Annotated in this window: 19 protein-coding genes; all 19 read right to left on the minus strand. The window is 40.4% G+C overall.

The genetic code is table 11. The annotated features are described in order from the left end of the window. The 19 genes from AB4114_RS23290 to AB4114_RS23380 all read right to left on the minus strand — a co-directional run bounded on the left by AB4114_RS23290 (position 1) and on the right by AB4114_RS23380 (position 15,276). Positions 1-1,293 (minus strand): phage tail sheath family protein, encoded by a 1,293-nt coding sequence (locus tag AB4114_RS23290; RefSeq protein ID WP_441990572.1) that lies wholly within the window; start codon positions 1,291-1,293, stop codon positions 1-3. Positions 1,294-1,314: 21 nt separating this feature from the next. Next, the gene (locus AB4114_RS23295; RefSeq protein ID WP_441990573.1) at positions 1,315-1,491 is read right to left on the minus strand and encodes a hypothetical protein; all 177 of its coding nucleotides are present in this window, start codon (positions 1,489-1,491) and stop codon (positions 1,315-1,317) included. Further along, positions 1,488-1,910 (minus strand): phage tail terminator family protein, encoded by a 423-nt coding sequence (locus AB4114_RS23300; protein ID WP_441990574.1) that lies wholly within the window; start codon positions 1,908-1,910, stop codon positions 1,488-1,490. Before AB4114_RS23300 ends, AB4114_RS23295 begins: the two co-directional genes overlap by 4 nt. Before the next feature lies 1 nt (position 1,911). After that, the gene (locus AB4114_RS23305; protein ID WP_441990575.1) at positions 1,912-2,316 is read right to left on the minus strand and encodes an HK97 gp10 family phage protein; all 405 of its coding nucleotides are present in this window, start codon (positions 2,314-2,316) and stop codon (positions 1,912-1,914) included. Next, a complete protein-coding gene (locus AB4114_RS23310) occupies positions 2,313-2,684 on the minus strand; it encodes an ABC transporter ATP-binding protein (protein WP_441990576.1) in 372 nt (123 codons plus the stop codon). Before AB4114_RS23310 ends, AB4114_RS23305 begins: the two co-directional genes overlap by 4 nt. 3 nt (positions 2,685-2,687) lie before the next feature. Then, on the minus strand, positions 2,688-3,053 hold the full coding sequence (locus AB4114_RS23315; RefSeq protein WP_441990577.1) for a hypothetical protein: 366 nt from the start codon (positions 3,051-3,053) through the stop codon (positions 2,688-2,690). Continuing rightward, entirely contained in the window at positions 3,040-3,222 is a 183-nt protein-coding gene (locus AB4114_RS23320) for a DUF7210 family protein (RefSeq protein WP_441990578.1), read from the minus strand. Before AB4114_RS23320 ends, AB4114_RS23315 begins: the two co-directional genes overlap by 14 nt. 19 nt (positions 3,223-3,241) lie before the next feature. Beyond that, positions 3,242-4,285, minus strand: coding sequence for a major capsid protein (locus tag AB4114_RS23325; protein ID WP_441990579.1), 1,044 nt, complete (start codon positions 4,283-4,285; stop codon positions 3,242-3,244). 18 nt (positions 4,286-4,303) lie between these two features. Then, positions 4,304-4,675, minus strand: a complete 372-nt coding sequence (locus AB4114_RS23330; RefSeq protein ID WP_441990580.1) for a hypothetical protein — start codon at positions 4,673-4,675, stop codon at positions 4,304-4,306. 21 nt (positions 4,676-4,696) lie between these two features. Then, positions 4,697-5,326: a phage scaffolding protein gene (locus AB4114_RS23335; RefSeq protein ID WP_441990581.1), complete on the minus strand. Its 630-nt coding sequence runs from the start codon at positions 5,324-5,326 to the stop codon at positions 4,697-4,699. Between the two features lie 147 nt (positions 5,327-5,473). After that, a complete protein-coding gene (locus AB4114_RS23340; RefSeq protein ID WP_441990582.1) occupies positions 5,474-6,721 on the minus strand; it encodes a hypothetical protein in 1,248 nt (415 codons plus the stop codon). A gap of 291 nt (positions 6,722-7,012) precedes the next feature. Continuing rightward, positions 7,013-8,698, minus strand: coding sequence for a minor capsid protein (locus AB4114_RS23345; RefSeq protein ID WP_441990583.1), 1,686 nt, complete (start codon positions 8,696-8,698; stop codon positions 7,013-7,015). Next, positions 8,695-10,137, minus strand: a complete 1,443-nt coding sequence (locus AB4114_RS23350; protein ID WP_441990584.1) for a phage portal protein — start codon at positions 10,135-10,137, stop codon at positions 8,695-8,697. Before AB4114_RS23350 ends, AB4114_RS23345 begins: the two co-directional genes overlap by 4 nt. A gap of 23 nt (positions 10,138-10,160) precedes the next feature. Beyond that, complete coding sequence (locus AB4114_RS23355; RefSeq protein ID WP_441990585.1) at positions 10,161-11,402, minus strand: PBSX family phage terminase large subunit; 1,242 nt, start codon at positions 11,400-11,402, stop codon at positions 10,161-10,163. Next, on the minus strand, positions 11,395-12,234 hold the full coding sequence (locus tag AB4114_RS23360) for a phage terminase small subunit-related protein (RefSeq protein WP_441990586.1): 840 nt from the start codon (positions 12,232-12,234) through the stop codon (positions 11,395-11,397). The genes AB4114_RS23355 and AB4114_RS23360 overlap by 8 nt, the downstream gene beginning before the upstream one ends. A gap of 68 nt (positions 12,235-12,302) precedes the next feature. Then, entirely contained in the window at positions 12,303-13,103 is an 801-nt protein-coding gene (locus AB4114_RS23365) for a stalk domain-containing protein (protein ID WP_441990587.1), read from the minus strand. 74 nt (positions 13,104-13,177) lie between these two features. Further along, on the minus strand, positions 13,178-13,405 hold the full coding sequence (locus tag AB4114_RS23370) for a hypothetical protein (protein ID WP_441990588.1): 228 nt from the start codon (positions 13,403-13,405) through the stop codon (positions 13,178-13,180). Between the two features lie 200 nt (positions 13,406-13,605). Then, complete coding sequence (locus AB4114_RS23375) at positions 13,606-14,469, minus strand: excinuclease ABC subunit C (RefSeq protein ID WP_441990589.1); 864 nt, start codon at positions 14,467-14,469, stop codon at positions 13,606-13,608. Between the two features lie 126 nt (positions 14,470-14,595). After that, complete coding sequence (locus AB4114_RS23380) at positions 14,596-15,276, minus strand: hypothetical protein (protein ID WP_441990590.1); 681 nt, start codon at positions 15,274-15,276, stop codon at positions 14,596-14,598. Positions 15,277-15,327 lie beyond the last annotated feature (51 nt).

A 15,327-nucleotide genomic window follows, 5' to 3' on the forward strand; every position in this document is an offset into this window, starting at 1 on the left:
CTACTTCACCCGCACTTTGTTATAGATTTTTTCGATTGCATCCACCGGCTGCACTGCAAACTCCGTGTATACTGCATCAGTATCTTCGCCTTGTGTAATCGTTATGTCTGTTTGTGAATCAAAATTTTCAATTGCACCGATCTTTTGTAATGATTCCATATACTTCACATACTCATTCTTGAGCAGGTTACGACCATCGGTGTTATTATCCACATTACCGATATAGTAATTATCAAAGATGGTTTTTAAATCATTGTTGATCGAATCCAGGACACGGAGTACGCGGTTTTTAGAGAATCGCTTGTCCTTACTCGGTGTATAGCTTGTAAATGAATTGATATCCTGAACGACAATAGCGCGCCCTTTACTCTGAGCAAATAGAAACTCGCCAGCTAGTACCCCTGTTTGATTCTGAGTATTGGTATAGCGCGGGCTTACATCAACGGCATCATCATAAGCAACTCGAGTCAAAGATTCATTGACCTGTGCGGCAGCCGTTGCTCCTGCCACCCAAGCCGTAGCAGAAGCAGCATCCAAAACAGTTCCGTCCGATAGGATAACACCGTTTTTAACACTGATAACACCTTCGTAATTCGCGCTGGGATAGTTTTCAAGAATCGTTTGAATTTTTAAACCCTCATCGTCGCGCAATCGTTTGTTAAAGGCAACATACAGGGCCTTAAGTGTTGGATCACTTGATACAAGTGCCATCGTTTGAAACTCGTATACTTCAACGGCCGTAAGGTAATCGGTATGATCACCATTAAGGATTGTACCGTCAGTTCCACCCGTAAGCGATGCCCCAGCCGATGCTGTAAGCGATCCGCTTCCGGTCCATGTAATCCAATTGTTTGCCACTAGTCCTGCGATGTTCGTTACCGTTTGTTTATCGACCTCTTCTAAGGCTAGTAGCGTTCGTACATCGAACTTCGAACTGTCATCAACATTGGTTTGAATGACGATTTTCAAATCATTTCCTCTCAAGCCTCCATATTTAGCTGTAGCAGTCAAACTGCCAACAACCGCTGTTGCTTTCGTACCTGTGTTCAGCCTGTATAGGAGTAACTTACCAGCTCGCTTGAGTGATTCTCTCACAAGCAGCATGTTAGCGTCAGTCATATCGTAACCAAGCAGCGACTTCACGTTATCACCTGCTTGAAACGTCAATATCTGTTTCGATGGCCCCCATGAGAGCTTTAAAGCAAACGTAACCGTGCCGCGTTCACCTAATGTTCCGAGTGAAGAATCAGTGTTAAACGTGAAATACGAGCCTGGAAGAACCTTATTCTGCACTACCCATGTTCCTCCGGCCATCTATTGCACCGTCCTTTCTAAAAACTCATTAATAAGATCTATAACTTTTGAGTTCGTGTAACTTTCACCATCGACCAACAACGCACCCAGAATATCTTTCTGGGCCCCTGTAAATCTTTGAGATCCTATGAATTGTTCTTTGGTGTATGATGGCTCCTGCTCTTTTCTCGTACTCATAGATGAACCTCCAGTTCTGATTGCATCATTTTTGTTTCTACTGGCTTTTCTTGAAGTAGATGTAATCCAACTCTTAGAAAAAAATGGAGCACATCATCAATAATTTCGTATTTCAAATCGTTTGTTCGAATTGGGCCTATGGCGACTATGAACTGCAGTGCTTCATACAGTCTTTCGGCCATTGCCCTACAATCTGATTTCTTTGTAAGGCTATCCGCATCAGGGAAAAAATGCACATTAAAGAGTAGCGATCGAAAAGATCGATTATTCAATTCTTTTTTCTGGCCACTATTCAATTGCATGACAAAAAAAGCAGGCTGCACAAAGCCCTGCTTCACTTGTTCTGTATATATTGGAAGGTCAGGAGCCAGCACATCCAACTTCCCGATAATCCCATTAAGGATATCCTGTTCAATCATCCTACCACCCCAAGCGCTGTTTCATGAATCGCTGCAGCTTTTGTTCCAATATTGCCACCAGCTCCTGCTCGAGCTCTGCGATGGATACAGTCAACATAAATCGACCCTCCACCCACCCTCGATGATTGCGAGTCCGATGACCATACTCAACATACATAGCATATTCCACTGGATTTATTATCTCAATTTGAATGTCAGATCCGACTCGTTGAATGGGTCCAATACTCCAACCTCGTCGCAAATCTCCGGAAAGCACAGGAGTGCGGGCAACGGTTTTTGCATACAGCCGCGCTGCCAATTCCTTTATGCACTCTTCCAGGAAAGTATGAGCATATTCTTGAAGTTGATCTAGACCTTTCTTAAAATCCTGCAAATCAGAAAAACTAAAGTCACCTAAGCGGCTCACACACGGCCAACTTCATTCAACATAATCTCTTGATGCGTGGGATAACGAAATGGCTTACCAACTTGTTGAAACCTAATATCCATTCCATCTTGAATGACGTTAATTTCGCTGCCAGCCTTAATAGTTACATCCGGGGAGATAAAAAGCTTAGCGTCGTAATTAATCGTATTATCGGTTTCTGTACTCGTCACTCCTCTAAGAGTAGTTTGAGAAACAGCGCAAGGCTCGTCCAATAGGACGATAACCCTGTGTTGGCCTGTCGCCTTAGTTACGGGATCCTTTGCTGACTGTAGTTCAGTGACCGTACAACGACCTTCATATGTCATTTCAATGGCAGCCCTCTCAGCTGCTACGTTTCCGAAACCCAAAGACTACCACCTCAACTTCCTATAAGCAATAAGCTGACTTTCATATCTCTGCAAGAAAGATGCACCTGGTCCAGCTTTAACTGTAGACTTAGATGAACCGAAAGTAGTTGTAACATCCCCGCGTTTAACGCTCTGAATGGCCTGCTGAGTTTCCGGAAACTCAGAAGCATACTTCGTCCTATACTGATCCTCGGCGATTTGTAACACCACATTCACCAGCTCTTCCGGAACAATTGGAATGTTACACCAATTGCATATAGCTTGAATGACCGTCTCAATCGTAAAGATAAGCCGGCCATCTTTGCTATTATCTTCAACAGGAATAGCTAGCAGGTCCTTAAGTTTGCTCAAGTATTCATTGGTCGTCATCGTCGCTATCACCTGAATCAATAACACCATCTTTAATAAGGGAGGCTTTATCATCAACAGAAATTTCTAATTCAGTCCCAGCAGGGTAGTAATTACCGCGGTATTTAACGTTTTGAATAAACTTCACTTTAACATTCTTTGTCTTTTCTTCTTGTGCCTTTGTTGTCATCTACGTTCACCCTTCCTGATTAATTAATTTTAGAAATATAAATCTGATCGATGCGCTCGAAGGAAGGCAACGTAATCGCGGAAACGATCGTCTCCACATTGACTGGGTGAGGCTCTTTAATGGTTGTAATCGCGACACCGGTATTCACAATGGAAACATCCGCTGAAGTACTACCAGACATAAGATCGGATTCCTCTGGTGTGGTACCGAAATACGTATTCCCAAGTGAACCCTCAGGAATGAGGGTGAAGTAATCGTCAGGATAGAACAAGTTGCTGCTACCGTCCTGCAGAGCAAACTTCTTGTTATAGACGGCAATCGAAACACCTAACTTATTTTGTAGATACTGCTTCATGAGCGCATCCGTCATAATGATATTTTGGCCACCAAGTGGATTCATATCTAGACGAATTGCAGTGTTGGATAGAATATAGTTCCATGTCTTCCGCGTACAAATCCCATTCAACGGACGTACACCGGTGTCATCCTCAACTGTATCCTGCCAAGTTTTGATATCACCTACGATATCCGCTGTTGGATCGCTCCATTTGTCCGTCCCGGTTAGTGTGACCTTATGCGTAGCTGGCATCTTGTAGTCGTAGTCATAGTTCAAACGATTGGCAACGATACTAATCTTACCTGTTGAGAGAAGCTGCATAATCATCCGCTCGGGATTAACCATGGCGCCACCAACAAGTGCTGATACATCGTCGTAAATATTATTGATCAATGGCATCAAATAACTTTCATTATCGCTAGCAGCTAAACGATTTAATTCTTGACGGTCCTTCTCACCGATCCTCATTGCTTCTCGGAAGAAAGGCATCTCCGTCTCTACCTTTTTAAAACCAATACGGTCACGAAGCGTTGCCTTTGCATCGAATGCCGATGGCAGCAAAGCAACCGGTAGCCCTTTAGAGCCTTTGATCCACTTGAGGTCCAGGCCCAATTGCTTCTTAGCTGGGAATAACGTAGCTCCGAGATATGGAATTGCATTCGAAGTGTTTGTATCGTAATACGTTGCAATGTTCTTTGCATTAACGAGATCAAAAATTGTTGGCATTTATTTCATTCCTCCCTCTTATTTCAAAAACGCGATTTGGTTTAATGCAGCTACTTCTTCTGGGGTTGGGGCTGTTGGAAGTTTAGCAATATCAATGAAACCATGAACAAGCATAGCACCTGCTGCAGGGCCGTAAGTTACATCAACATCAGTGAATAGTACACCCTCGGCATTGGACACGCCTGCAGTAGTTATTGCTTTTTTTGCTTTCTTCGTGATGTCGGTTAAAATGCCGTTACCAACGATGGTGCCGGCTGGAACTATCTTCTTACCGTCAGCATTTGCAACAATCCCCGTGTCATCTACGGTCACCGCCAAGTTCACATAATGATCCGGGAACTTTAAGATTTCCTTCCTGTTGTTCGTATAGGTGGTTTCTGTGTATTTCATACGATTATTACCTCCTCTTCATTATTGAAAATAGGATTCCCTAGCCTTATCTAGCCCTTCGGATTGCTTAGCAGCTTGCTCTGCTAGACGTTTACCCATATTGGTTTTATCATCGTCACCTCCAGATCCTGGTGTCTTACCATCCCCAGGAGTGATACCCCTGAACTGTTGCTGCGTAGACTTCTCAGGAACAAACAAAAAAGCCTTGCTCGTCTGCAGGGCTTTCACTTGATCATCAAGTCCACTTTTCACATTTCCGGTATCATCAAGCTCCACCTTACTCTTATCCAGCAAACCCGTTACGATTTCAGGATCATGGACCTTACCCGTTAAAGCCAGCTTAAGTGCTGTATTTAATCGAAGTTCCTTCAACTCCGATTCATACTTATCTGAAGCAGCTTTATTATCTGTTTGCAGCTGAGTGATTTGATCCTGCAGCGCCTTATTGTCGCCTGCTGCCTTACTAAGTGTTTCAAGCTGCTTATCTCGTTCCTTCAAATCTTCATCCGCTTTCTTTTTCGCTACAGTAACATCGTTGAATCGGTGCTCAGGGACCCAACCTTTATAATTCGTTTCAACACCTCCAACAATTGCAGCGATTTGTGTATCTGATAGCCCTTGAGCTTTCAACAGGTCTTTCAACCAATCCATTTATCTCAACCTCACTTTTCTCCGGTACTGTCCGGTGAATGTATACCTAGTTTAACGCCATATGGTAGGGCAAAAGAAAAAGGACTCCTGGAAGTTCAGGAATCCTTTTTACACAATTGGTCAAAATGTTATTACAAACAGAATATACTACACTTTAGCATCCCTTAATTGTGATAGACGACTAAGTTGTTTTTTTAGCAAATAAATTTCCTGCTCATCCTTTTTTATTATTTGATCGATTCTTTCCCTTTCTTCTTCTGTACAAAAATCAACTCGAATTTGAGAAAAGCTATATATAAAAACAAAATTATTAGTAATCTCATTACCGAATTCATTAAATGCATTATTTACAGCAGTAGTAAATTCATTCTTCATTTCTTCTAAATAAAATAGTATCATATCAAACGCAAATTTATCTTTATGAATGTAAGCAGTATATAATTGCTCAATCGGCTTATCCAATTTAGATATACAATTATTTATTTTATCAGATAAATCATCCACAAGCGGGTCTATAACATGCTGTTCCATTCCCGTTAAGGCGGAGTTAATACCTTGAACATACAAATTAGAAAAAAAAGATTGATCAATTTTATTTAATTTACCTATCATTAATTCTAATATACCTCTTTTAATTTCTGGAAATGAATGATTGACTATTAAATTATTTATTAAACTAATTGTTATTTTTTGAATTGCGGGATTACTATACAAATCATATTTAATTAATAAATCATAAAATAACACAGGACTTTTGTCACTAATTACGGTCATTATTTTTAAAATCGTGTTATTTTCATTCTTATTTACTAGAAAATCAAAATTTTCAAAAATATATTGGTATTTATTCTCATCTAATAATTGTATAGTTTTTTCATATAGGCCATATAAATGCGTTTGCTTTTTATCTTCATTCGCTTGATTAAACATCTTATTAAGCTCATTTTTTATTAAATCACGACTAAAATAAATGTTGATCATTTTACTCATCAAAAAAATAAGCAAAATAACTGCTACTCCAAAACTAAAATATACATAGTATCCTAAATTAATAATCGTAAAAATTATGGAAAGAATCATTATACCAATGAGCGATGCAGATATCGAAACGAAATTAGTAAATTTGGGATAAACTAATTTATAACTAATCACATCTTCCCAATAAATACTTTCTGCGTTAGAAGATAATAACGAAAGTAAAGAAAGTATAATAAATGTTAAAGAAAATTGAGTGATTAATATATCTTTAATAGTAAAGTCATATATTTTTAAATATTTAACTAAATCATCAACTGAAGCATGTACTACTTCAACATTATTTAGAAGTAATGTTAAAGTTAGTAGAGGTACTATAGTGATGACAATGAATAAAAACCATCTTGTAATAACTCCCAATTTCCATCCAACTCTCTCTACCACTTAACGGTAATTTTATATTCCATATTATTCTAGAAGTTTTTTAACTATCCTGCCAGATTGGAAAATATTAAATAACCATCTCACCACACTTAATTGCTGTCAGTAAGCAACCTAAACTATAAGAGAGAACAATAAAATTAGCACCCACGCAAATGTGAGTGCCTCTATTTTTCTTCTTTTAGAATCTCGATTGGTCGCTTAACTGCATCAATGAACTTCTCAACAAAATCAGGAGCTCTAGGATTGAGGTCATCCATATAGGCCTCGTCAAATCCCCCAATCTCTTGCTCTTGATGTTTCGAAGTCTTCGCCATATAACCACCCCAATTCTTCAATAACGGCTAACATCACGGCATGCGAAAAGTAAGCCTTTTGCTCTGATACCGACATTGTAGCATACTTAGATGAAGATTTTAACTGTCCGTTTATCTTTACTGCCATCGTTGCCATGACTTCATTAAATACCAGTATATCAACTGTTTTACCCAGCGTCGAAATGCTACTGATACCACCGTCATGGCCTACAGCAACAATATGTGCCAGTGACGGGTAAAGAGCCAGGTTACGAGCGTCCTTAATATTAATTCTCGTACCTTGAGGATGGTTATGGGTCAAAATAACGGAGTCATCTGGCGCCTCCCGCAGCACACGATCCATATCCCTACTAAATTTAGCTTGATTGATTGTCCCTGTTGTACGACCTAACTGCTCTCCGATTCTACCATCAAGAAGCACGGCAATCTCCTTGGATTGCTGATGTCCTTCCCTAGCAATGCTGCGATTCACCTCGGCCAAGCGTTCCAACATATCCTCCGGTACCTTCTTAAGATCAATTTGAAAGCTCGCCTTTGGGTTAAAGCGACGATTAGGAGTCCCAGGTGGTTCCTCAACTTCTCCTACCTGTGGCATTTTCGGCTGACTTACTATAGGCTCAACATGTTTGTTCTCCCAGTCTTTATAAGTCATGTCGCCAGGAACATCATATGTCTTTCCTTCGGGGTTACGGGCTGCCCTCTCTTTTACGTTATCTTCAAAGTATGGGATATCAACTGTCCGACACCTCGCATGGAAAGGTGCACAATTCAGCCCAGCCTGCGCCTCGTTGACTAAGAAAATACTACCATCCATCGTGCGACACTTATCTGACGTTTTCTTATCTAACGTGGCTACATTCTTATACCTTTCAACGTTCAGCTCTCCATACGAAGCCCTACGAGAAGCCCCAGAAAAATAAGCTGATTCCGTTAGAACTAGGGTTTCAGCACGCGCACGTGACACACCCATCCGCTCAGATAACCTTTTTGTCATCATCTCGGAAGAATCTCCTCGAATCAACCCTTGTGTTAAAGTAGTCTGAAGCTCATGGATTAACTTGGATCGGTCTGCCCATATCCGCTGACTGAAGTTACTACCATCTGGAGCCCAAGGTGTCACAAGCAGGCTGTTGATCTGCTGCGGATTTAATTTAGAGAAGCTTGCTCCCAGCCCGAGACCCTTCTGCAGCTCAAAAATACTTTGATAGTAATTATCCTTATAAATACCACCTAACAAACCGTTTGCCCCTGCTTGGCGCTTCGCTGCAAGTAATTCGATTTGCTGCTTCATTTGCAGATGCAACGATTCAAGCCGGCTCATTCGAACTCGGATACTCGCATTCTCCAATTCCTTCATCCAACGTTGATCAATCGCATTCTCACGGCCAGCCTTTATATAATCCTCAACAGACCATTTGAATTCTTTTAGCTCACCAGCTTTTAGCATTTGACGCGCTGTTGCTAAATCCACGCTATTGTTCTTTGCGAACCTCTGATAAAACACATCCAAATCCTTCTGAATCGACGCCATCGCTTTACCATATTCGCGATTCATGTTCTGTACATAAGCTTCACCCTTAGCAAGCTGCGCCTCATTCAGTTGCTCCATCCGTCCTGCCCAATATTCTGCAGATCTCATGCTGATGTTCCATTAAGTTCATTCATATAAGCTTCATCCTCGAATGCCTTCTTCCGATCGGACTCGAGTCTTTTCATTTCATCTTGCGTATTTGTCACCCACGGATGGTTAGCAACAATCGTTTCATCGGATATGACACCCACACTGTTCTTGGCATTTGTGATGGTATCCATCTCATTAATAAGAATATCTCGGTTAAGGATGAAGTCGACGGTTTCACTCGAATAATCCCCTAAACCGCTATTAGCAAGGTGAGTATCAATGAACCAACGCAGCTGCTCTAGACTTGCCTGAAATTCCGTCTCAATGTCATTGGCGTCTAAGTCCAGGTCCTGGTAAAGAAACTTTAAGGCAATCCCACTTGGGCTGTTTCCAAACTTGTCGGACTGTGTATCGACGCCGCGCCCAAACTCATAAATATCCTTCCTATTCATTTCTTGATGAGTTTTATATGCTTCAGTGTCGATATCCAGGGAGAGCGTATCCACACCACCATCATCCATGACCTTCACAGCACGGAACACCGAGAGGTTGCGTCGAAACTCCCCAAGATCTTGTCCATCGTAGTTCTTGACTACATAGATACTATTAGGCAAATCATCAAGGTTGTTCGAGTTATCACTTTTCTTACGATCATAATCATCAACCAAAGCTTGTACGAATTTAACAAGTGGAAGCTCATCTTCATGGTACTTGAAGCAAACAAAGGGAACACGCTGCCAGTTTAGCGGGAGCTCGCTATCACCTTCCACAAAACTAAAGTGAGTCCCTCGATCTCCGGCTTCGATATCTGGACTCATTCCAACACCATCAAGTACGTAACGATAGACACCGGTTGTATCCCAAAACTCTATTTTCTTGATCGTCTTTTTCGTCTTACCTTCGTACACTTCCACTTCGTATACACGAATAAGCGCATCCAGCTCAGTGTGAGCCGCGTCTCGCCACAATGGAATACATTCCTCAGACGGAATTCGTTTCAGGGACAATATACCGGCTGGATTGTAATAGATATGGACCCACGCTTTGCCCTTATTGATTGCCTCACGGCCAACAGATTGTAATAAGCGCAAAAAAGACTTACTGAAAAAATCCTTCAGCAAGTCTTCATAGCTTTTATTCTCCGTTTGAATACTCAGCGGCTTACTAAGCAAATAGCCCACTTTCTGATCAACGAGTTTACGAACGAATCCATGCGGTAGCTTGTTGTTAGCCAAATGGATGGCTTCAATAGGAACGCCGCCTTCTCCAATCGTCATTCGCTTATGTTTTAAGACATCATGGTCTAATCCATAGTACTGCTCTCCGATTAGCATCATCTTCCTGAGCGGATCTTTTTTCCAATCACTAATTTCCTGTTGGATGATTTCTTCAATACCCATAGCTGAAGCAGCTCCGGCCCTTAGAATAGCTGCGATGTTCTGCATTTCAGGTGTCACTGTTCATTTACCTCCAATCTACATTAATCGAATGAAACGCCAGAGCCTTTACGAATCTGCTCCATGGCATAACGCAATGCATCCATCGCATGGTTGAAATCATCGATCGGTCTATTCAGAAAGCGCCCAGTCTTATCCTGATCCCATACATAGCTAGATAGCTCCATACTGACATTAGGACATCGAAACTTATGCACGATGATTTCATACTGCTGCAGATACTGGATGCCATTTATCACGCTATCCGGTCCCTTCTCAGCAGCACGTATCCGATTTATGCCATAACCCCGGATCTCATCGATGGACTTAGGCTCTGAAGAATCTGCAACAATCTTTTCCTTCGCATAGCTCTTCTTCTTAATGATCTCTGCAATTTTGTCATTGGTCAGAGCCCCCTCGTAATGTTCATCGAATATGTAGATCTTCTTCAGATCCTTATTGACGAGAGCTGCAATGAAAGCACTAGGGTCATTTGTGTATCCGAAATCTAAACCGAATATGGCCTTGTAGCCGGGCAGCTTAGCGATGTCCCGCCATTCGAATTCCTCTTCACACCAATTCTCAAAGATAGCCCCTTCAGCAATTCCCCAGTTACCCTCACCTTCCACACGATAACGCTTCGGCTTATGCTTCCGCATCCATTCGAACAATTCCCGGTCGTCGTCCCCCAGGAACTCATTACTTTTAAATGTAGTTGTTAGAGCAAGGATATTAGGATTGGAGACATCAAAAAAACGCTGCTTCAACCAATGGCGTTCATTCCACGGGTTAAAAGTCAGCGTCAATTGTTTAAAGTAGCCCTCCGGTAGCTCACCACGGATAGACATGTCGATCTTATCGAAATCATCTTCATTTAATACTTGATAGGCTTCTTCAAACCAGGCCCAGCACAAATACCCCGTATCCACCGTGATAGAGGTAATGGACATCGGGTCATCCAGGCCACGAAAGAGGATCTTCTGGCCGGTTGGTTTATATGTAGCCTCGAGTGGACTTTTCTTAAACTGCCATAGATGAGCTACACCCATGCGATGAGTGGCCCATTTAAGCTGAGCAAAGGTTGAATCCTTATGAGCGTTGAAAGTCTTCCTTATCACCAGTGTGTTCGCCTTCGGCATCTTCATCATATGATAGATATGCCATAAAGCAGCGGTAACACTCTTCTTTGACCCACGGCCACCCTTTACAACACGGTAACGACCGCGGAAGCGCCAGAAATCTACGTAACCTTTACCTATCGTCTGCTGCAGGCTTACCTCACTCATGCAGATCATCCTTAAACACTACAGGATCCACAACAGTATTGTTATTTAAAGTATTGACCTCAGCCTGCAGCTTTTGAATGCGAAGATCACGTTCAGCATCAACAAATCTATTCTTCAAATCAATTGCCTTCAGCTTCTTATCCTGAACCCTTGTCAAAGCTTCCTCCAGGCGCAACAGATCATCAATGACTCTAATATCTGATTCTTCTATCTTCGTTGTGACGAGCTTTTCCATTGGAACAACAACACTCTTGGATTGGCCCGTCTTCTCATCGTGAATGGTCTGGACATCTTTCACTGCTATTCGCTCTTGAATGACCTTTCGCTGCTTTTCAGTAAGAGTGTTTCGTAAATTCTGGATGCGCTGCAGCATGCGTCGTTCTCTTATTGAAAGTAAAGTGATAGCTTCATCCGCCTGTCGTATCGGATCCGTTTCGACCTGGCGAGCTAGCTCCTGTTCATCTTCTTCAAGCGTATCCATCCAAATGGATTCGAACTCTCCGGTGGATACTGCTTTCTTGTTGCCGACTGGGCCTCCGGTACCGCCTCGATTACCAAGGGCGTTCTTGCTCCCTTTTGGAGCCCCGCCTTTATTTCCGACAGCATTCTTATTCCCTTTCGGTGCTCCTAATCGTTTAGTAACGTTACCTTTCACTTCATTAGTAACGTTACTTTTCAATGATGCTTCCCATTTGTCTTGGCTCTTCCATTTTCGTATTTGGGTTTCTCCGAGACCGAGCTCTGAAGCAAGGTCCTTAAGTTTCAGTTTGCCGTTGCTGCCTAGCCAAATTTGTCTGGCTTTGTCTCTGTCGGGACTGCGTTCTCTTGGCATTACATATCACCCACCTCCAGATTAGAAAATAAAAAAAAGCATCAAGATTTTACCCTCGATGCTAACGGTTATTTTTTTATTTCTTTAAACGTACTAATTATTTCTGTTAAATCATCTCTAGAAGCAACCATTTGTTTATCTGTTGTCCAGAATATAATTTGATAGAATCTATTATTTGTTTCGACAAAAGTAACCAGAAAAGAAACATTAATACTGTTACTAAAAATGCCTTGTAAAACCAATTGTTTTGCTGGACTTCCGTTAAGTGTAAAATCAATTACCGAAGATTGTTTGGTATTAGTAAATCCATCCTTGCTGTTCATTTGGTCAATAATTATTTTCTTGTAATCCTCAAGTCTTGTCGTATCCAAATATACGCTTTTAGATTCTGGTATTACTCCCATATAAATTGGTACATCTGCTTTATTATTTATAGCTCCATATTTTATTTCAGGGTTTTGTTTATCAACTCCATTGTCGTCAGTTCTTATCCATGTTCCAGGTAACGTGAATTCAAAAGATTTATCTGAAGATATTTCAACATGACTCTGAGCCTCTTGATTGCCTAGTGCCCCTAGTGTTGCAGTTCTTGTTACATCATCCCACTTAACATTCATCCCCGTTGCTTCAGCAACACTTCTTAATGGCAAATAAGTGTTACCCTCATAATTAATTGGAGTAAGTACTTTGCCATCAGAATCTTTTGCTGTGAATGGGAGACCATTTACAACGAGTCGAATGCCTCCGTCTAGATAAGCCGTTATTTCCTTAAGAGTTGTGCTCGCTGAAACCCCTGATACATTACCGAGTGTAAAGATAGCTAATGCTCCTAGAAACATAGCCTTTTTGCTTTTAAAGAAAGTTTTCATTGTATTTCCCCTTATATGGTTATTATTTCCTTATGACAAATTCTGCATCTATATCCGATCTCCTCTTTTGTTCATCATACTTCATCCTTCTGCAACTCCAGATCAATCTCAATCAACTTCTTCAGATCCTCAACCGATTTGATCTCGATGCGGCCATCTTGAAAGTCTTTAACCCAACGAGCAATGCCGGCCTGAATGATTTTACGATACTTTGATTTGGATTCAAGAATTCCTTCGATTAACGCGAGTTCGTGCTTTAAAAGCAGCTCTTCATTATTATTGTTCGTATTTTCATCTTTCAATTGCGAACACTCCCAACATCCGTTAGAATAGTTGTGAGATCATGCGTTCGTATAACCGTGGCCACGGCATACATGATCTCACCGGGAGTGTCCGGTGCCCAAGGAGGACGTTAGTGCGTCCTTCTTTTTTTATTGGCTCTGTTAGTGCTCAATGTTGATTTCTGAACAAAAGAAAACTGACTCTTGATGGGGCGGAGGGTTTAGGTTTTATCATTCCTTAAAAACTTTTTATTCGTCATCTGAGCTAAGTTCAAAATAAAATGATAATTTATTGGCAATTTTAGCTCTGATAATAAACTTCTGATATAAACAATCCTCTCACGCTTGTTTAAAAGGCTTAAAGATTCTACCCCTTTTATCTTATCCAACATTAAGTTCGCAGCTATCTGGAAGTCATCGTTTTTGAAAATAGGTTTATCCATTACATTGCCTGGGTTTCTATTGTAACCGTTAGGAACCAATGAATCATAAGCCCTAATTGCATTATCTTCTAACTCGTTTAGGGATGAGAATGTGGTATTCTCAATAGGAAGTAAACTAATATTAAACTCATCTCCTAAAAGAAAATCTTCATATACTTCTCGAAGCTTAAATCTAACATTATCTACATGCCTTCCCTTTATTAGGGCTGGATTTTTAACAAAATGCTGATAAGCCCTGTCGAATACTCTTACAGCTTGTCCAGCGTAATACATATCTTTTGTGCGATTGTGTATGATATAAATACCAGAGAAATTTTCAATTCCCCTGGATTCTCTTATATTTTTTTTGCTAAGTTCAATTAATTCTTCTGGAGTAAACTTTATGGATTTTTTTCTTAGCTTATCTAACTCTTCTCTCACAAATCGTTTATTTACATTTCGTTCCCTTTCAGTGTTTTTTTTATAAAAATACGATGGTGCTATTTCACCAGGGACATAATCATCCTCCAAAACCTTCCTTAGCCAAATAAGTTCATCTTCTGTCAGCAGAATACCCTCTTTAATGGCATTCAGCCAATTTGCTTGTACAAAATTCTTAACATCAGACCCAAAATGCATCTTCATATTCTTATTTGTATCCATATCTTCTTCTCCGTAATAATTAATTGAAACTGCCCCGTTGTTAATTATCAACAACAAACACCCGTTGTATATCGAAAAAACAACACAAAGCGTTAACAGAGCCTTTTTATTATATTAACAGGTTTATTAATCTTCATTTCCTCTTAAATCTGTTATTGGATTTTCTTTTCCATACATTAATTTATAAAACCATGAATTTAATTCCTTTTCGATATCCATTACATTTTTTTCAGCATTTGTAATTGTTGTATTACTTCCATCCACATTTTCAATCTCTCGACTAGTTCTTCTTACAAGTTTGTCTTCAAGTTCCTGAATGAATATTTCCATAACTGGTAGATTTGTAATATCACCTTTCAAATAACCATTGAAGTCATACTGCTTCTCTAAAAATACATTTCTAAATTTTATAATTTTTGAGTAAATCTCATTAAAAATTCGTGTTGTTTTCTTTTTATTGCCCCAAAAAAAGTCAATTTTAGCGTAAGCATCACCCAGTTCGCTATAGTTATAACTACCTATTTGTAAAATTAACTCCATTGTTTTAACAGGATCTCTACTTGTTTCATAAGAACTAATATTTCTTATAGCCTTCAATGCCTGAGAATAGAACTCCTCTAGCGTTCTTCGCCGTTCTACTTTATACGCAATAACTGAAACTATTATCCCAAGAAGAGCGCTCGAAAGCATTCCTATCGCTATATTAGACCAAAAATTCAGTTTTTCGTAATCCAAAATCCATGCTGCTATCAATGAGAAGAAACTAATTATCAGCATCCAGTAAATTGTTTTTCTTTGAATTTCCATTTTCCTACCTCTTTCAACAGTTGATTTCTTCACAGTTAATATTCTATCATA

The sequence above is a fragment of the Paenibacillus sp. 2RAB27 genome (genome assembly GCF_052115445.1).
Lineage (GTDB): Bacteria > Bacillota > Bacilli > Paenibacillales > NBRC-103111 > Paenibacillus_E.